The sequence below is a fragment of the Bacillus thermozeamaize genome, assembly GCA_002159075.1.
Taxonomy (GTDB): domain Bacteria; phylum Bacillota; class Bacilli; order ZCTH02-B2; family ZCTH02-B2; genus Bacillus_BB; species Bacillus_BB thermozeamaize.
The window spans coordinates 36,668-55,156 of the sequence record LZRT01000070.1 but is presented as its reverse complement, the minus strand read 5'-3'; the positions used below and the strand labels follow the sequence as shown (position 1 = coordinate 55,156).

Genomic DNA, 18,489 nt, shown 5'->3' with positions numbered 1-18,489 from the left:
GTTGTGATGAAGCTGGTCTTATCCGGGGGCGGGACGGGTGGACATGTCTACCCTGCCCTGGCAGTGGCGCAAGAATGGCTGCGGCAATCTCCCGAGAATCAAATCCTGTACATCGGAACGGAAAAGGGCTTGGAGAACGCCATTGTCAAAAAGGCGGGCTTGCCCTTCGAAACAATTGATGTTCAAGGGTTCAAACGTTCACTCAGTCTATATAATCTGCAAACCATCCAGCGCTTCGTGCGGGGTGTGCGTGATGCGAAGCGTCTTTTGCGTTCGTTCCGTCCTGATGTGGTACTCGGAACAGGTGGATATGTGGCTGGCCCGGTCTTGTACGCAGCCCACCGGTTGAAGATCCCGATCGCCATTCATGAACAAAATGTGGTACCAGGCTTGACCAACCGCTTTTTGTCGCGGTATGCCGATCTCATTGCGCTCAGTTTTGCCGAAACGGAGCGACATTTTCGCAAGTCGGCCAACCTCTTATTGACCGGGAATCCACGAGCCTCTGAGGTGGTGCAAGCTGATCCCCGGAAAGGATGGGCTTCTTTATCACTGCCCCCCGGAACCAGACTGGTTCTGGTGGTCGGCGGCAGCCGTGGGGCCAAAGCGATCAATGAGACTTTTTTGGCCATGATTCCGCAACTGGCCGCCTTGCCCGACGTTCATTTTGTGTATGTGACAGGGGAAGTGCATTATGAGACCATTCGCCGGCAGGCGGAGCAGCAATTGTCCCTGAACCCTTCTGTCCGCAAGAAACTGACCATCCTTCCGTTTCTCGACAATATGCCTGAAGTGCTGGCGGCCGCGATTTTGGTTGTCAGCCGCGCCGGTGCCACGATGCTGTCCGAGATTACGGCGTTGGGGCTGCCGTCGATCCTCATTCCCTCGCCCTATGTGACCAACAATCACCAGGAGAAAAATGCACGCTGGCTGACGGACTCTGGCGCCTCTGTCATGATCCGGGAAAAGGACCTATCTGCCCAGCTGCTCTTTGAGGAACTGGCCGGATTGCTTCATCACCCGGAACGCCTTCAGGCGATGGGGCGTTCGGCGAAAAAACTGGGACATCCCGATGCTTGTCAAAAGCTCTGCCGTACCCTGATCGAGATCGCCCGGCGGTAGGCAGGTGTCACAGATTTCCGCTCCCGCATACTATAACTCAGCACGATGCCTCTGACCTTGTGTGTGACCTGTCCGTTGCACTCCTATAATAACCACCGGCAGGAGGTAAGTGTTCCATGCACGAATTGGCGATGCAACTGAAAAAAGCGGAGATAGGCCTCGTGTTGGAAAAGGAACCGATGGCCAACCATACGACCTGGAAGGTGGGCGGTCCAGCAGACATTTACGTCGTCCCAACCAGTCAGGCAAAGCTGGCCGAGGCCATGAAGTATATTCGCGAGGCGGCTGTCCCCTGGTTTGTGATTGGCCGGGGTTCCAACTTGCTGGTTCGTGATGGAGGGATTCGAGGGGTTGTTGTCTCTCTTGACCAGCTCAACAAGATCCGGTTTGAGGGCCATCGGGTGATTGCGGAAGGGGGATGCTCCCTGGTCCGGCTGTCCGTCCTTTCGGCACAGAAAGGCCTGAGCGGTTTGGAGTTTGCCGGTGGGATACCTGGCAGTGTGGGTGGGGCTGTCTTTATGAATGCCGGCGCTCACGGGTCAGATGTATCGCGGGTGTTGGAGGCAGTTACAGTGCTGTACGAGGATGGCCAAGTGCGTTATACCCGGGAAGAGATGGGGTTTGCCTATCGCACATCCCGCCTGCAAAAGGAACGGGGTATTGTCAGTGAAGCCATCTTCCACCTTCAGCCCCTTGATCGCACCGTCATCATGGAAAAGATGCGGAAATACCGTCAGAAACGGCTTGCCACCCAACCATTGAACATGCCGTGCGCAGGCAGTGTTTTCCGCAACCCGGAAGGGGATTATGCTGCCCGCTTGATTGAGGCGGCTGGCCTCAAAGGGGCGACCATGGGTGGGGCCAAGATTTCCAATGTTCACGCCAACTTTATCGTAAATACAGGAAACGCCACCGCAAAGGATGTACTTTCGTTGATTGCTTATTGCCAGGAAGTGGTGTACGAACAATTTGGGGTTCGCTTGAAGACGGAGGTGCAGATCGCGGGGGAGGATTGAGGAGCGGGGGTGAGACATTGGAGTTTGTCATTCACGGGGGAACACCTCTCAGCGGTTCGGTGCGCGTTCACGGCGCAAAAAACGCAGCATTGCCGATTCTGGCAGCCTCTGTATTGGCCAGTGGCGAATACGTTCTGCATGATTTTCCTCAGTTGACAGATATCGCCACGATGTTGCAGATTTTGGAATCTTTGGGTATCCGTAACAAACAGGAAGGCAGGCACGTCATTCTGGATACGCGCTCGCTCTCCTCATCGGTCGTGCCGGAATCCCTGATGAGCCAAATGCGTTCCTCGATTTTTCTCATGGGACCGCTCTTGGCGCGGTTTGGCGAGGTGACCGTTTCCCGGCCTGGAGGATGTGCCATTGGGGAACGCCGCATTGACCTGCATTTGGACGGTTTGGAAAGGATGGGAGCTGAAATCAGGCAGCAAAACGGCCGTCTGGTTTGCCGTGCGCCGCGCCTGTATGGCACAACCATTTACCTGGATTATCCGAGCGTGGGCGCCACGGAAAACCTGATGATGGCTGCGGCGCTGGCAGAAGGTGAAACGGTGATCCACCATGCCGCCAAAGAGCCTGAGATCGTGGACTTGCAAAATTTTCTCAATGCGATGGGGGCCAGGATCAGGGGGGCAGGGACGGATACCATCTTCATACAGGGGGTCAAAAAGCTTAGAACGGCTGAATACACGGTGATGCCGGATCGGATCGTTGCCGGCACGTTGATGGTGGCTGGCGCCATGACCTGTGGAGAAGTGGTTCTGGAAAATGTCATCCCTGATCACGTGCGGATTCTGATCGAGCTGCTGCAGCAGGCCGGGTGCCAGGTCAGAGAGGGGAATGACGCGTTATACGTCAAAGGGGCTGGAAGACCGAAGGCGATCAAGAAAGTCACCACCTCTCCGTTTCCCGGTTTCCCGACCGACATGCAGGCACAAATGATGGCCTTTCTAAGCATCGCCGACGGCGTCAGCATTCTCAAGGAAACGGTATTTGACGCCCGTTTTCGGCATGTCAACGAACTGAACCGGATGGGCGCCTCGATCTATGTGGACTTGAACACAGCTTTCATACGCGGCGTCAAACAACTGACCGGAGCGGTGGTGGAAGCCTCCGATTTGCGGGCCGGAGCCGCATTGGTTCTGGCAGGACTGGTGGCTGAAGGAGTCACCAGGGTACAACAGATTCATCACATTGACCGTGGTTATGAACGGATAGAAGAGATGCTGCAGCCGTTGGGAGCAAAGATTTCGCGAAAAACGGTAGATTGAAAGAAAAGAAGCGGTGTATAATAAAATAGATGTACATCGCTTCTTTGCGTATTGTGGTGTCGTGCTTTTATGGTTTCTCTGGCATTGAAACGGAGTACAAGGATAATTCAAGGAGTTTAAAAGAACGATCATGAATGAATTGTTGCCCTATCGGCCGAAGCGACCCCGAATGACATCTAATCGAGGGATGATCCTGTTCATCATTCTTTTTTTTATTCTCCTGTTGTGCATTCTTTACTTCCAATCGCCGATCTCCCGGATACAGGCCGTTGAGGTGGTCGGCAACCAACTGCTGAAAGCGGAAGAAGTGGTTGAAGCCAGCGGCCTTTACCAAGCCTCGACGATAACCTTGCTGCACAAGCGACAGATCGAAAAACAAATCAAGTCCTTGCCGGAAGTGGCTCATGTTGAGCTGACGTACAAGTTTCCCAATGCGGTGCGCATCCAAATCAAGGAATGGCAACGGATTGGAAACTGGGAGACGCCCGAGGGGCCCTTGGTGGTCCTTGAAAACGGGGCCGTTCTTCAGCATCGTACCTGGCAGGAAAGTTTCAAAGACAAGCCATTTATCCGCGATTGGAAAAATGCCCAACTTCTGCCCAAACTGATCACAGAGTTAAAAAAATTGCCTCCATCCATCCTGGCCCAGATTCATTCCATTCAGCCCCATCCCGATAAAAGCGAGACGGAACAGGTCATCTTGAACATGAAAGACGGATTTGAGGTACATACAACTCTTTCTGAACTGGGAAAGCAACTTCCTTTGTATCCGCAAATTGCCAGATACCTGCGGCAGCAACAGTTGAAGGACGGTGTCCTGCACCTCGATGGAGCGGCCTGGTATCAACTATCTGGAAAGGATGAGATTGCGGATGGAAATGCAGAAAGGGGAAAGGAGCACAACCCAAGAAAAGATCAGCAGTAAAAAGGGGCAGGTTCTCCTGACGTTTGTTTTTTTGCTGCTTGGGGTGCTTTTGGCTTTTCAATATAACCAGGTGACGCTTTCCGAAAAACAACAGGCGCGGCAGGGAGAGCACCGATACGACAATGAGACGGAAATGCAGCTTCAGGAGGAGCTTTTGGCCATCCGTGATGAGAATCGCAAGATGGAAGAGCAGCTTGCTCTCCTGCAGGCGGAGACGGCCAAGATGGAAGAAAATCTTTCCACACATAAAGGAAACATTCAGCTGCTTTATGACGAGTTGGAAAAGATGCGGATGATGGCGGCGTTGGTCCCGGTGACAGGACCCGGTCTGGTGATTGTCCTGAATGACAGTCCCATAGCAAAAGAGGCGGCCCCGGAAGAAAAGGACAATTACCTGGTCCATGTCGAGGATCTGCGTGCCGTCGTCAATGATCTGTTTCTGGCAGGGGCAGAAGCGGTCGCGATCAACGGACAACGGCTCGGCCCCGTATCTTCTTTGCGGTGCATCGGGCCTGTCATTTATGTCAACGGGAAGCAGATGGCGCCGCCGTTTCGGATTGAGGCGATCGGCCCGTCCGATGTGCTGGAGAAGGCGATGAATCTTCCGGGAGGCATCCTTGATGTCCTGAGAACCTGGAACATTGAGGTGAATATGAAAAAGTCCGACAAGCTGGAGCTTCCGGCGATGATCAACGAAGAGCGGGTCACCCCCAACCTGCTCAAAAAGGCCACTTCTGAACGTGAACTTCCTTCAACGAACGCCCCAGAATAGGGAAAAAAGGAGCATCGCAACATGAAATCCAATCAGCGGCTTGCGAATTGGTTGATCTTTTTGATCACGGTCATCGCCGGGATGATGCTGGCCATTCAATTTCAAAGCCATGCTGAGCCGGGAACTGGTGAATCCAGGGACATGATCCTCACATTGCGGAACCAGATACAGGATGAGCGCAGGAAACACCAGGAGTTGCGCAATGAAATCTTTAAATATCAAATGTTGAAAAACCAGTATGAACGAGCAAGCAATGATGAAGAAGAGATCAGTGATGTGATGTATCGGGAGATGGAAGAAGCCCGGCGCCAGGCCGGTTTGACGACGATGGAGGGTCCTGGCCTGATTCTCCTCATCGATGTGCCCCAGTATCGGCGGGAAATCAACGCTTCGCAAGCGAGGCAGGAAGTGTATCAGAAACTGCTGGACAATGATGTCCGGGCGTTGGTTGACGAACTGTATGGCAATGGGGCCAAAGCCATTTCCATTAATGACTATCGCCTTCTCGTCTACTCCACCATCCGGAAAGTAGGAAACAGCATCCAGGTCAATACCCATCCGGTCGCTCTCCCTTTTGAGATTCGCATCATCGGCGATGCAGATACCTTGCTCGCCGCACTCCAGGTGTCAGATATTCCCAATGTTTTCAGAGAAATCGGGCTGGAAATCACCCCTGAGAAAAAAGAGAGGGTGATTGTCCCTCCCTACCAGGAAAAGCAGAATATTCAATACATGAAACGATTGAAAGAGAGTGAGTGATTAAACCATGTGGTTACCCCTTGCTGGGTTGCTGATTGGCATTTTGCTCGGCTTGAGCTCAGATATTCACATTCCGCCCGCATGGAGCCACTATCTGGCGGTGGCGGTGCTTGCCGCTTTGGATACGGTTTTTGGGGGGATGCGGGCCAACCTGGAGGGCACGTTTGATGTCCGCGTGTTTGCCAGCGGCTTTTTCTCTAACACGCTGCTGGCGGCCGGCTTGGCGTTTTTGGGCGAACGGCTTGGGATCGATTTGTATTTGGCGGCGATCTTTGTCTTTGGCGTTCGCCTGTTTAACAATCTTGCGATGATCCGCCGGATCTTGCTCAACCGTTTGTCTGATTGGCGGCCCCATGAAAAAGACAGGAAAAAAATAGTATGAAAAAACGTTTTGGAAAAAAAGGAAATCACCGCGTGTTGTTGAAATAGATCTGGAAGGAGTTTTTCTCCCGCACCTTTGGGTGGCGGTTGGTAGACTTTAGGGAGGTGCCACTGTTTGAACAGCTTGGATTATATTATCTCGCTGGATATCGGTACATCCAAGATACGTGTCATGATCGGCGAGTACCATTCAAATACAGTGCAGGTGATCGGTGTCGGTTCGGCCGAAGCAAATGGGATCAAAAAAGGGGCCATTGTAGATATTGACCAGACGGTTGAATCCATTAAGCAGGCCGTGGCGCAGGCGGAACAGATGGTGGATCTGCGAATCCATGAGGTGTATGTCGGCATTTCCGGCAATCACATCGAATTGCTTCCCGGCCATGGCGTGGTTGCCGTCTCGAACGAAGACCGGGAAATCGGCGAAGCGGACATTGAGCGGGTCCTGCAAGCTTCCAGGGTGATTGCATTGCCGCCGGATCGGGAAATTATTGACATCGTGCCTAATGAATTTATCGTCGATGGTCTGCGGGATATTCGCGATCCACGGGGCATGATCGGCGTTCGTCTGGAAGTGGAAGCCACGATCATCACGGGTTCCAAAACCTGGTTACATAATCTCCATCGCTGTATCGAACGTGCCGGGCTGCAGGTCGGCGGATATGTGTTGATGCCGTTGGCCGCAGCAGAGATTGCACTTTCTGCGGATGAAAAAAAGCTGGGCGTGATTCTGCTGGATTTGGGCGCTGGCTCAACGGATATTGCCGTTTTCGAAAACGGCGGTTTGACCAGGACCAGTGTGCTGCCCATCGGCGGGGAGTATATTACCAACGATATCGCCATCGGACTGCGCACGCAGACGGAGGTTGCCGAACGCATCAAACTGACGCATGGACATGCCCTGATCGCTGCCGCCAGCGATGCGGAGGTGTTCCAAGTTCCGCGCATCGGCAGCCAATCCGAAGAAGAATTCAATCAAACCGACCTGGCCCATATCATCGAACCGCGTGTTGAAGAAATTTTTTACCTGATTCGGCAGGAGGTTCAACGGCTCACGGAAAAGGAGCCGGCAGGCGGCTATGTCCTGATCGGGGGTGTGGTATCGCTTCCGGGATTACGGGAAGTGGCGGAAGCTGTCTTAAAAAATACGGTGCGGATTGCCCAGCCGCAATTTGTTGGCCTCCGGGATCCGGCATACGTGAATGGAGCCGGGATGATCCTTTACGTGGCAAAACGTCATTACCGGACTTCCGGGGTCGTTCCTGTGGAGAGCAAGACCAAACCGAACAGCAAGAAGAAGGGGGCTCGAAAGGGGTCGCCCTTTGAAAGAGTAAAGAATTGGCTGAGTGAATTTATCTGATCTTTATGCGACAAATGAGAGGGATTACGACAAAGGAGAGGGAGGCGCAAAGATGCTGGAGTTTGAGATGGATTTCCAATCGCTGGCCCAGATAAAAGTCATTGGCGTCGGCGGCGGCGGGAGCAATGCCGTCAACCGGATGATCGAGGCCGGGGTGAAAGGGGTCGAATTTATTACGGTAAATACGGATGCGCAGGCACTCAACCTTTCCAAGGCAGAACATAAAATTCAAATCGGAGAAAAGCTGACCCGGGGTCTTGGGGCAGGCGCCAACCCGGAAATAGGCAAAAAGGCGGCCGAAGAGAGCCGAGAGATGCTGGAAAACATTCTGAAAGGGGCTGACATGGTTTTTGTCACGGCCGGCATGGGTGGCGGCACTGGAACCGGTGCAGCTCCCGTCATCGCGGAAGTGGCCAAGTCCCTTGGAGCCCTGACGGTTGGTGTCGTCACGCGTCCCTTTAGTTTTGAAGGACGGCGTCGGGCCATGCAGGCGGAGAACGGCATCGCCATGCTCAAGGAAAAAGTGGATACCCTGATCGTGATTCCCAATGACCGCCTGCTGGAGATTGTGGATAAGAACACGCCAATGCTGCAGGCGTTCCGGGAGGCGGACAATGTGCTCCGCCAGGGCGTTCAGGGAATTTCCGATCTGATTGCCGTTCCGGGGCTGATCAATCTGGATTTTGCAGATGTCAAGACCATCATGACGGAACGGGGGTCGGCCCTGATGGGGATCGGTGTTTCCTCGGGAGAGAACCGGGCGACGGAGGCAGCAAAAAAAGCCATCTGCAGCCCCCTCTTGGAAACTTCGATCGACGGAGCGCGAGGGGTATTGATGAACATCACTGGAGGCGCAAACCTCAGCCTTTATGAGGTGAACGAAGCTGCCGACATTGTCGCATCCGCGGCAGACCAGGATGTGAACATGATCTTCGGTGCTGTGATCAAGGAAGATCTGGAAGACGAGATTTATGTCACCGTGATTGCGACTGGATTTGAACACCGTCAGGAACCCAAGCGGCCGAGCAGCAAACTGGAAAAAGAGGATGTCAAGTTGGATCTTCGTCCCTTTCATTCGAACGACAATCTTGACATTCCCACCTTTTTGCGCAATCGGAACCGTCGTTAAGAAACATAAGGTCCCGCGCCAGGATGAGGGCGCGGGATTTTTTTTATGCACAAAAATCCGTCAAAAAAAGTGCCCTCAGACTGTCAAGATCAGACAGACTTTAAAATATAGATAGCTTATACTGGCCTTACTCATGGTGTTGGGGGCTCGTCTATGGTTTACCTCGATCTGCTGTTTGTCCAAAATGTGTTGATGGACTATCTGCTTCTGTCGTTGACCAGCACCTGGAGGCACAGACCGGTACGAAAGTGGCGTTTATGGCTGGCGGCCTTTTTAGGCGGTTTGTATGTTCTCTTTTTCTTTTTCCTGGCATTTGGTTTCTTGTATACGTTTATCACCAAGATCCTGTTTTCATGCATCATGCTGATGATCGCTTTCGGATTTGGTGACTGGCGGGAATTTTTGCGACTGGTTTCCACATTTTACATGACCGCCTTTGCCGTCGGCGGTGGCGTTTTCGCGTTTTATTGGCTGTTGCAGTCGCAGGTGGATGTGCTTTACCATTTTCACGTTCTGCGGACGATGGATATGACCCAATTAAGTGTCGTGTTCGTTCTGGCAGCGGGATATCCTCTGTCGTGGGTTTTTGCCAAGTCTGCCTATCGTTCATTGCAAAACCAAAAACTGAAATGGGACCATCTGATCCGAGTGGAAGGAGCAATATCTGGGCAATTCTTTCACTGCATCGGACTTGTCGACACTGGAAACCAACTTTATGACCCGCTCAGCCGCATACCGGTCATGATGGCCGAGATATCCGTTTTTCCGTTTCTGCCGCAGCAAATCCGGCGCTTGGTTGAAGAATCAAACCAGCCCCACTTCCTGCCGGAATTGGACGGCTTGGATGATCTCTGGGCCAGTCGGCTGCGCCTCATTCCTTACCGGACGATTGGACAGCAACAGTCATGGTTAATCGCCTTGCGACCGGATCGGCTTTCTCTGTGGACATCAGAAAAAGTGTGCGAAACGAAAAAGGTGCTGATCGGTCTGACGTCAACCCCATTGTCTTCAGATGGTGCCTACCAGGCCATTGTTCATCCATCCCTTTTGCAATATCAAGCGAGCTGAGGAGGTCGACTAGTGTTGCTCATCAGATGGCGTCTGCAGATCCGTCTTTGGTGGTACCGCATCCTTTTTCGGCTGGGGTTAAAATCGGAAGAGGTTTACTACATCGGCGGCAGCGAGGCGTTGCCTCCTCCTTTGACCAAGGAAGAGGAACAGGTGTTGTTGAAGAAGTTGCCGGCAGGGGATCCGGCTGTCCGTGCGATGCTGATCGAACGAAACTTGCGGCTGGTCGTATACATTGCCCGCAAGTTTGAAAATACGCGTGTCAACATTGAAGATTTGATCTCGATCGGTACGATTGGCCTGATCAAGGCGGTGAACACCTTTGATCCGGAAAAAAAGATCAAGCTGGCCACCTATGCCTCGCGGTGCATTGAAAACGAGATTTTGATGTATTTGCGCCGAAACAACAAGACGCGCTCGGAAGTATCATTCGACGAACCTTTGAATGTCGACTGGGATGGAAACGAGCTGTTGTTGTCAGATGTCTTGGGCACGGACAGTGACATGATTTACCGGAATTTGGATGAAGAGATCGATCGGGCACTGCTACATAAGGCTCTGGATAAACTCTCGGAGCGTGAAAGGATGATTATGGAACTCCGATTCGGCCTGGATGGCGGCGAGGAACGCACACAGAAGGACGTGGCTGAGCTCTTGGGCATCTCGCAATCCTATATTTCCCGTCTGGAAAAGCGAATCATCAATCGATTGCGAAAGGAATTCAGCAAGATGATGTGAAGAATATTTTTCCCTCCTCAGGAGATAATGTACATCGACAAGCTGACGAGCCTCTCCGGCTTGAGGAGGGAGAAGTTTGGCCAGGAACAAGGTGGAAATCTGCGGTGTAGACACTTCCAAACTTCCTGTACTGACCAACGAGGAAATGCGTTTGTTATTCAAACAGTATCAGGATGGCGATCGCTCTGCCCGGCAAAAACTGGTCAACGGCAATCTCCGTCTGGTGCTCAGTGTCATTCAGCGGTTTAACAACCGGGGCGAATATGTGGATGATCTGTTTCAAGTAGGATGTATCGGTTTGATGAAGGCCATTGACAATTTTGATTTGGGACAGAATGTCAAGTTTTCAACCTATGCCGTTCCGATGATCATCGGCGAGATCCGCCGTTATCTCCGTGACAATAACCCGATCCGGGTATCCCGGTCTTTGCGGGATATTGCCTACAAGGCGCTGCAGGTCAGGGATGAGCTGACCAATCAGCACTCGCGCGAGCCGACCGTCATCGAGATCTCCGAGAAACTGGGATTGCCCAAAGAGGATGTGGTGTTTGCGCTGGATGCCATCCAGGATCCCGTCTCTCTGTTTGAGCCGATTTACCATGATGCCGGGGATCCGATCTACGTCATGGATCAAATCAGCGATGAGCGGCAAAAGGACTCGCATTGGATTGAGGAGCTCGCCCTGAAAGAGGCGATGAAAAAGTTGAATGAACGGGAAAAGTTGATTCTCTCCATGCGTTTTTTTGAAGGGAAAACCCAGGTTGAGGTGGCAGAAGAAATCGGCATCTCGCAAGCACAGGTTTCGCGCTTGGAAAAGGCGGCGATTCAGCAAATGCAAAAAGATGTGAAAAGCTAGGAGCTCCGTTTGGAGAGCTCCTTTTTTATTTAGATACATAAACCCCTCCGCAAACATATACATAAACTTAGAAAGGAGTAAGATGGGGACGCAAGAAGGCGGGTGAAACGGGTGAAAATTTCCGATCTGCAATCCAGAATCGTCATCAATATCCATGACGGCAAACGATTGGGGTATATTTCTGATGTGGAGATCGATACGGGACATGGCCGGATCACTGCGGTGGTCCTGCCCGGAGAAGGAAAATTTTTTGGCGTGTTCGGGAACGGAAAGGAAACCGTGATTCCCTGGGGGAATATTGTCAAAATCGGCATCGACTGTGTGCTCGTGCGGATTGACGGAGATTCCGGCCACGCGGCACCAGGAGCGTCACGTGGCAGTGTACAGTAGAAAAAGGTATAATCTGTAGAAAAGGGTTTTCGTGGTCAAACCGGAGATCCTGACGGGACAGGATGGTGATGGACGCTGTGGAACCGTTTATTCTGGCTGAGGCAGGGCTTTTGCGCCTTGCCGACTGGGAGGAACAAATTCCTGGTTTATCTGCCGGTTTTACTACGCGGAGATGGGGGAATATGTCCTTCCAGGGGGCAGAAGAGCCGGATCAGGTCGTCCGGCGCAGGCGACAAGCGGCAGAACGGCTGGGATTGCCTTTTTCCGGGTGGACGTTTGCCGAACAGGTTCATCACGCCCATGTCGTCAGGATAGATGCCGATCTGCGGGGGAGTGGCCGCAAAAATCTGCAGGAAGCGATTGCCGGTGCCGACGGACTGAGTACGGAATCAGCGAATACCGTGTTGGCTCTCCTTTTTGCAGACTGTGTCCCGCTTTATTTTTGTGTGCCGGAGCGGGGAGTGCTCGCCCTGGCGCATGCCGGCTGGCGCGGCACGACGAAAAATATGGCCGCAAGCATGCTCCATCATTTGCAAGCGCACTGGAACATCTCCCCGCAAGAGGTTTGGGTGGCCATCGGACCGTCGATAGGCAAGTGTTGCTATCAGGTGGATCAGCCTGTCATGGATGCCGTGGCCAAGCTTCTGCCTCACTGCCTGGATCAGGTAAGCATGCCGCAGGCCGGAGAAAGGTGGCTGCTGGATCTCAAGGCGGTAAATCGTCTGTTGTTGCTGATGGCCGGTGTCAGGGAAGAAAACATCTGGCTCTCCCGTTACTGCACGGCGTGTCATCCTGAACTCTTTTATTCGTATCGCAAGGAACGACAGCATGCGGGCCGGATGATGGCCTGGATCGGAAGGAGAGAGGAGGAGCCGAGATGAACGCATGGGAGAGTATGGTGAGAAGCAACCTGGAACGGGTGTTGGAGCGAATCGAAGCCGCCTGCCTGCGCAGTGGCCGCTCGCCGCAGGAGGTGAAACTGGTGGCCGTGACCAAGTACCTCGGTTTGGATGAGATGCGCCGGCTGTTTCAGCTGAATGTAGAGCATGTGGGGGAGAACCGGGTCCAGTCGGCCCTGCCGAAATGGCAGCAGCTGGGCGATCAGGGCACGTGGCATTTTGTCGGCCATCTGCAGACCAACAAGGTGCGGGATGTCATCGGCCGTTTTCAATACATCCATTCTCTGGACAGGATTTCTTTGGCCCAGGAGTTGGACAAGCGTGCGGCGAGCACGGGAGTGCCCGTATCCTGCTTCGTGCAAGTCAACGTATCCGGAGAAGCTTCCAAATACGGCTTGGATCCGCAGGAGGTCCTGAATTTTGTTGAAAAAATAGGAAATATGAAGTATATTCGGGTCGTAGGGTTGATGACGATGGCGCCAATCGTGGAAAATCCGGAAGAGGCAAGGCCTGTTTTTCGCCGGCTGCGGGAAATTCGCGACCAGGTTCGGGAAATGCAAATTGCCAATGTCCCGGCGGAGCACCTGTCCATGGGGATGTCGGGGGATTTTGAAGTGGCGGTAGAAGAAGGCGCGACGTTTGTAAGATTGGGGAGAATCCTGTACCAACCGATGGGGGGAGGGTGATCTGATGGGCATGTTGACGAGGATCATGCATTTTTTCGGCTTGCAGGATGAAGTGGAAGAGGTTTACGAGGAGGTTGCAGAAGAACAGGTTGTCCTGCCGAACAAAAGGCAGCAGAAAGTGGTCAGCATTCACTCCCAGCCGACCGTTCGGGTGATCCTCTGCGAACCCCAATCCTACGAAGAAGCGCAGGTAATTGCAGATCATCTGAGAAATCGCCGTCCGGTTGTCGTCAACTTGCAACGGATGCGCAAGGAACAGGCGCGGCGGATTGTCGACTTTTTGAGCGGCACGGTTTACGCGCTCAGTGGGCAAATCCAGAAGGTGGGAGCGGACATTTTCATGTGTACCCCGGACAACGTCGAGATGGAGGGAAGCATTACCGATCTGCTGACGCAGGATACATAAGAGATAGAAGGCAACTAAAGAGGTGAAGAGATGAGTGTTCTGGTTCCCATTATCAACATTGCCTTTCAGGTTTACTTTTGGCTGATCTTTTTTTATGTTTTGAGTTCGTGGATTCCGGGACTGCGGGAGAGCAGCGTCGGCGTGGCCATCGGGCGGCTGGTTGAACCATACCTCTCGATTTTTCGACGGTTCATTCCGCCGATTGGTTTTATTGATATCTCGCCGATTGTGGCGCTCATCGCATTGCAGTTTATTCAGCAGGGGCTTTTTGCCGTCTTGAGGGTGATTTTTTAACCACGCAACGCAGTGCAGGCCGGAAAACGGAGTGATGCTGGATTTGATGGACCGGGTTGACAAGCGTTATGTTCACTTTTTGCCGGAAGAACGTCCCTTTTTGGCGCGTGTGGAAGACTGGTTGAACGCTGTGGAGAAAAATCGGCAGGTATGCACTCCGTTCCTCGACCCAAGACAAGTGTACATCCTGGAATCCCTGGCTCGCGCCAGAGGAGTGGAGGTGTTTTTCAGCGGGGGGCATGAGCATGCGGAACGAAAAAGGGCCATTCTCGCGCCATGGCCGCTTGGCGAGCTGACCGAAGAAGACTTTGGCATGGTGTTGGTTGAAGCCAGGTTGCCCCTTCGGCATGCCGGTGCCGTGTCTCACCGCCACTTTTTAGGGTCCCTCCTGAATCTGGGCTTGAAACGGGAGAAGTTCGGCGATTTGTGGATCGTCTGCCGTGGAGATCAAAAGGGCGCGCAGGTGATCATGGCAGAAGAGGTGACCGATTACGTTCTCATGCATTGGCTGAAGGTGGGCAATCATCCGATCCGGGCGGATAAGGTTCCTTGGACCGACTTATTGCCCCCCAAGGTGCAAATGGAAGAGCTGACCATCACCCTTCCTTCACTCCGGTTGGATGCCTTTGTTTCCGAGGTTTGCCGTATTTCCAGGGCCAAAGCCGCACAGCTTGTCCGTGAAAAGGAAGTCAAGGTGAACTGGAAAGTGGAAGCGGAGGCATCCGCGACGTTGCAAGCAGGGGATCTGGTTTCCGTCCGCAGATACGGCCGTTTCACGCTGCTGTCCATCGCCGGAGAGAACAGACGCGGACGCTTGCGCTTGGTCGTGGGAAAAACCGTCTGAGACGTTGTTCAGGCAATCTTGCAAGATGAGGAAGGAAAGACAAGGAATTTGTCGAATATAAACTCATAATCATTTCCACAATACGAGCGCGTTTCAGATTTGAGGCGACGCCAACCAAAAGCGTTGCAGTTTAAAGTGGAGGTGCGAACATGCCGTTAACCCCATTGGATATACACAACAAAGAGTTCAGCAGAAGTTTTCGCGGATACGATGAAGATGAAGTGAACGAGTTTCTCGATCAGATTATTAAGGATTACGAAGCCGTCATCCGTGAGAAGAAACGCCTGGAAGAAGAGAATGCCGAACTCAGGGAAAAACTGGAACATTATGCCAACCTTGAAGAAACCTTACATAAATCGATTGTGGTGGCGCAGGAGGCTGCCGAGGAGCTAAAGGGCAATGCCCGCAAAGAGTCTCAGTTGATCATCCGCGAAGCGGAGAAAAATGCGGATCGAATCATCAACGAGGCCCTCATGAAATCCCGTTCTGTCGCCTCGGAAATTGATGAATTGAAAAAACGTTTGACCGTTTACCGCACCCGGTTCCGGACCTTGTTGGAAGCGCAACTGGAGATGCTGGAGAGCGAAGAGTGGGATATCTTCGATGAGGATGAGGACGTTAAAATGCGAGAAAATGCTTGACGGACAGGTATTTTTTTGACCGTCTTGTAAATGATGGATATAATGTATAGAAGTTGTCGGGATGGCTTGAACACCCGATATATAGAGCCGGATCTATGGAAAAGAGGGTTCAGCATGGATTACAGCAAGACGATTAACTTGCCGCAGACCGACTTTCCCATGCGTGGAAATCTCCCGAAACGGGAACCGGAAATTCAGGCATGGTGGGAAGAGGTAGACATCTACCGCAAGGTACAGGAGAGGCAAAAGGGAAAGCCCAAATTCATCCTTCATGACGGTCCTCCCTATGCCAACGGAGATATCCACATCGGTCATGCCATGAACAAAATCTTGAAAGACATCATTGTCCGCTTCAAGACGATGAGCGGATTTGACGCACCGTACGTGCCCGGCTGGGATACCCATGGCCTGCCCATTGAGCAGGCAATCATCAAAAGCCAGAAGCTCGACCGGCACAAAATGGATGTCCTGGAGTTTCGTGAAAAATGCAAGGAATACGCCTTGTCGTATGTGGAGCGCCAACGGGAGCAATTCAAGCGCCTGGGCGTGCGCGGCGACTGGAAAAATCCGTATCTGACGTTGGACCCTGCTTATGAGGCGGAGCAGATCCGCCTTTTTGGCCAGATGGCCAAGAAAGGGTATATCTACAAGGGGCTCAAGCCGGTTTATTGGTCTCCTTCGTCAGAAACCGCGCTGGCAGAGGCGGAAATCGAGTACTACGACAAACGCTCCCCTTCGATTTATGTCAAATTTCCGGTCAAGGATGGAAAAGGCCTTTTGCCGACTGAACGCACCTTTGTCGTCATCTGGACGACCACGCCATGGACGCTGCCGGCCAACCTGGCCGTGGCGGTTCACCCGGATTTTACCTACGTTCTCGTGCAGGCGGGCGAAGAGCAGTATGTGATCGCCGAAGGCTTGTTATCGCAGGTTCAGGCGGCGATCGGCTGGGAACAGGTGGAAGTGAAAAGGAAATTTCCCGGCAAGCAGCTGGAAGGCGTGGTTTGCCGGCATCCATTTGCCGATTACCAGCGGGATTCCCTGGTCATCCTCGGGGAACATGTGACGCTGGATGCAGGCACAGGTTGCGTTCATACCGCACCCGGGCACGGGGAGGATGACTTTTACGTCGGTCAAAAATACGGGTTGGGCGTCTTGTCGCCCGTCGATGACAAGGGCTATTTCACCGAAGATGCGCCGGGGTTTGCGGGAATGTTTTACGAAGAAGGGAACAAGGCGATTACGGCCAAGCTGGAAGCAGAAGGCATGCTTTTGAAGCTGGATTTCATTACGCACCAGTATCCGCATGACTGGCGGACGAAAAAGCCGGTGATCTTCCGGGCCACGGAGCAGTGGTTTGCCTCCATTGACGGGTTTCGCGAGCAGATGCTGGAGGAGATCAGGAATGTCCGATTTACGCCCCGCTGGGGTGAACAGCGTCTGTATAACATGATCCACGATCGGCGTGACTGGTGTATTTCCCGTCAGCGCGTCTGGGGTGTGCCGATTCCGATTTTTTATTGCGCCGATTGCGGGGAGATCATCATCGATGATGCGACGATTGAGCACATCGCCCAGTTGTTTGAGCGGGAGGGATCTTCCGCCTGGTTTGCCCGCTCAGCCGAGGAACTCATCCCCCCTGGTTTTGCGTGTCCGTCCTGTTCCGGAAGTTCGTTTACCAAAGAAACCGACATCATGGATGTCTGGTTTGACTCCGGCTCAAGCCATGCCGCGGTGCTGAAAAAACGGGAGGAACTGGCGTGGCCGGCGGATATGTATTTGGAAGGATCAGATCAATATCGGGGATGGTTTAATTCTTCCATTTCGACGTCGGTGGCCACGACGGGGCAGGCCCCTTATCGGCAGGTGCTCAGCCACGGGTTTACGCTGGATGGCGAGGGGCGGAAAATGTCCAAGTCCTTGGGCAACGTCATCGTTCCCCAGAAGGTAATGGAACAGCTGGGGGCGGATATCCTGCGTTTGTGGGTGGCGTCGGTGGATTATACGGGCGATGTGCGGATTTCAGACAACATTCTCAAGCAGATTGCAGAAGTGTACCGCAAAATCCGCAACACGTTCCGCTTTTTGCTCGGGAACCTCTATGATTTTGACCCGCAGGCCCATCGCGTGCCTTTGACAGATCTTCCGGAGCTGGAACAATACATGCTGCACCGGCTCCAGGAAGTGGAAAAGCGGACCTTCCAGGCGTACGAAGCATACGAATTTCACCTTGTCTATCACACGATCAACAACTTTTGTACCGTTGATCTGAGTCAGTTTTATTTTGACATTTCAAAGGATGTGCTCTACACCCAGGGTACGGATGCGCCTGAGCGGCGAGCCGTTCAGACGGTTCTATTCGAGGTTCTCCACTCCCTGGTGCGGCTGGTTGCGCCGATTCTTCCCCATACGGCGGAAGAGGTCTGGCGGCATGCTCCCGGGACAGAGGCGATCAGCGTCCAGTTGACGGATATGCCGCGGGAAAACCGCATTACTTTGGGACAGGAAGTTGTCCAGCGTTGGCAACAATTCATGGAGCTTCGGGATGTGGTCCTGAAGGCGCTCGAAGATGCGCGGAAGGAGAAGGTGATTGGCACGTCTCTGGCTGCCTCTGTGGATCTCTATCCGGATGAGGAAACGCATCAGTTGTTAAGCCATTTCCAAAACCTGGAGAAGCTGTTTATCGTTTCTCACGTCACGCTTCATCCGCCAGGTGCGGAGATCCGGGCCCATCAGACCGTTCCCTTGCTGGTTGCGGTGAAGCATGCGGACGGCGAGAAGTGCGAACGCTGTTGGACGATTACGCCGGAAGTGGGAACCCATCCTGTTCACCGGGCGCTTTGCCGGCGCTGCGCGGAGGCCGTGGAGAAGTACTACAGTGATGTCGTTTAACCGATGATGGCGGTTCACCAGTGTGGTCGCATAACGA

Annotated in this window: 20 protein-coding genes; all 20 read left to right on the top strand. The window is 53.0% G+C overall.

Features of this window, described 5'->3' with window-relative positions; genetic code table 11:
• The first annotated feature begins 6 nt into the window (after positions 1-6).
• The 20 genes from BAA01_13200 (at position 7) to BAA01_13105 (ending at position 18,452) form a co-directional block, all read left to right on the top strand.
• Positions 7-1,122: an undecaprenyldiphospho-muramoylpentapeptide beta-N-acetylglucosaminyltransferase gene (locus BAA01_13200; protein ID OUM87757.1), complete on the top strand. Its 1,116-nt coding sequence runs from the start codon at positions 7-9 to the stop codon at positions 1,120-1,122.
• A gap of 116 nt (positions 1,123-1,238) precedes the next feature.
• Complete coding sequence (locus BAA01_13195) at positions 1,239-2,138, top strand: UDP-N-acetylenolpyruvoylglucosamine reductase (GenBank protein ID OUM87756.1); 900 nt, start codon at positions 1,239-1,241, stop codon at positions 2,136-2,138.
• 17 nt (positions 2,139-2,155) lie between these two features.
• Positions 2,156-3,412, top strand: coding sequence for a UDP-N-acetylglucosamine 1-carboxyvinyltransferase (locus BAA01_13190; GenBank protein OUM87755.1), 1,257 nt, complete (start codon positions 2,156-2,158; stop codon positions 3,410-3,412).
• 130 nt (positions 3,413-3,542) lie between these two features.
• The gene (locus tag BAA01_13185) at positions 3,543-4,337 is read left to right on the top strand and encodes a hypothetical protein (GenBank protein ID OUM87754.1); all 795 of its coding nucleotides are present in this window, start codon (positions 3,543-3,545) and stop codon (positions 4,335-4,337) included.
• Entirely contained in the window at positions 4,285-5,109 is an 825-nt protein-coding gene (locus BAA01_13180) for a hypothetical protein (protein OUM87753.1), read from the top strand. The genes BAA01_13185 and BAA01_13180 overlap by 53 nt, the downstream gene beginning before the upstream one ends.
• Positions 5,110-5,130: 21 nt before the next feature.
• Entirely contained in the window at positions 5,131-5,868 is a 738-nt protein-coding gene (locus BAA01_13175) for a hypothetical protein (GenBank protein OUM87752.1), read from the top strand.
• Between the two features lie 7 nt (positions 5,869-5,875).
• Positions 5,876-6,250, top strand: a complete 375-nt coding sequence (locus tag BAA01_13170; protein OUM87751.1) for a small basic protein — start codon at positions 5,876-5,878, stop codon at positions 6,248-6,250.
• A gap of 114 nt (positions 6,251-6,364) precedes the next feature.
• On the top strand, positions 6,365-7,609 hold the full coding sequence (locus BAA01_13165; GenBank protein ID OUM87750.1) for a cell division protein FtsA: 1,245 nt from the start codon (positions 6,365-6,367) through the stop codon (positions 7,607-7,609).
• Between the two features lie 52 nt (positions 7,610-7,661).
• Entirely contained in the window at positions 7,662-8,738 is a 1,077-nt protein-coding gene (locus tag BAA01_13160; protein OUM87749.1) for a cell division protein FtsZ, read from the top strand.
• A 153-nt stretch (positions 8,739-8,891) separates the two neighbouring features.
• Complete coding sequence (locus BAA01_13155) at positions 8,892-9,806, top strand: sigma-E processing peptidase SpoIIGA (GenBank protein ID OUM87748.1); 915 nt, start codon at positions 8,892-8,894, stop codon at positions 9,804-9,806.
• A gap of 15 nt (positions 9,807-9,821) precedes the next feature.
• Positions 9,822-10,544: a sporulation sigma factor SigE gene (locus tag BAA01_13150; protein ID OUM87786.1), complete on the top strand. Its 723-nt coding sequence runs from the start codon at positions 9,822-9,824 to the stop codon at positions 10,542-10,544.
• 76 nt (positions 10,545-10,620) lie between these two features.
• Positions 10,621-11,400, top strand: coding sequence for a sporulation sigma factor SigG (locus BAA01_13145; protein ID OUM87747.1), 780 nt, complete (start codon positions 10,621-10,623; stop codon positions 11,398-11,400).
• A 102-nt stretch (positions 11,401-11,502) separates the two neighbouring features.
• The gene (locus tag BAA01_13140; protein OUM87746.1) at positions 11,503-11,790 is read left to right on the top strand and encodes a YlmC/YmxH family sporulation protein; all 288 of its coding nucleotides are present in this window, start codon (positions 11,503-11,505) and stop codon (positions 11,788-11,790) included.
• Between the two features lie 68 nt (positions 11,791-11,858).
• Entirely contained in the window at positions 11,859-12,671 is an 813-nt protein-coding gene (locus tag BAA01_13135) for a hypothetical protein (protein ID OUM87745.1), read from the top strand.
• Entirely contained in the window at positions 12,668-13,375 is a 708-nt protein-coding gene (locus BAA01_13130; protein ID OUM87744.1) for a YggS family pyridoxal phosphate enzyme, read from the top strand. Before BAA01_13135 ends, BAA01_13130 begins: the two co-directional genes overlap by 4 nt.
• A 4-nt stretch (positions 13,376-13,379) precedes the next feature.
• Positions 13,380-13,781, top strand: a complete 402-nt coding sequence (locus BAA01_13125; GenBank protein ID OUM87743.1) for a cell division protein SepF — start codon at positions 13,380-13,382, stop codon at positions 13,779-13,781.
• A 30-nt stretch (positions 13,782-13,811) separates the two neighbouring features.
• Complete coding sequence (locus BAA01_13120; protein ID OUM87742.1) at positions 13,812-14,075, top strand: cell division protein; 264 nt, start codon at positions 13,812-13,814, stop codon at positions 14,073-14,075.
• A 46-nt stretch (positions 14,076-14,121) separates the two neighbouring features.
• Positions 14,122-14,919, top strand: coding sequence for a hypothetical protein (locus BAA01_13115; protein ID OUM87785.1), 798 nt, complete (start codon positions 14,122-14,124; stop codon positions 14,917-14,919).
• Positions 14,920-15,068: 149 nt separating this feature from the next.
• Complete coding sequence (locus BAA01_13110) at positions 15,069-15,560, top strand: hypothetical protein (GenBank protein ID OUM87741.1); 492 nt, start codon at positions 15,069-15,071, stop codon at positions 15,558-15,560.
• Between the two features lie 114 nt (positions 15,561-15,674).
• Positions 15,675-18,452, top strand: a complete 2,778-nt coding sequence (locus BAA01_13105; GenBank protein ID OUM87740.1) for an isoleucine--tRNA ligase — start codon at positions 15,675-15,677, stop codon at positions 18,450-18,452.
• Positions 18,453-18,489: the final 37 nt, after the last annotated feature.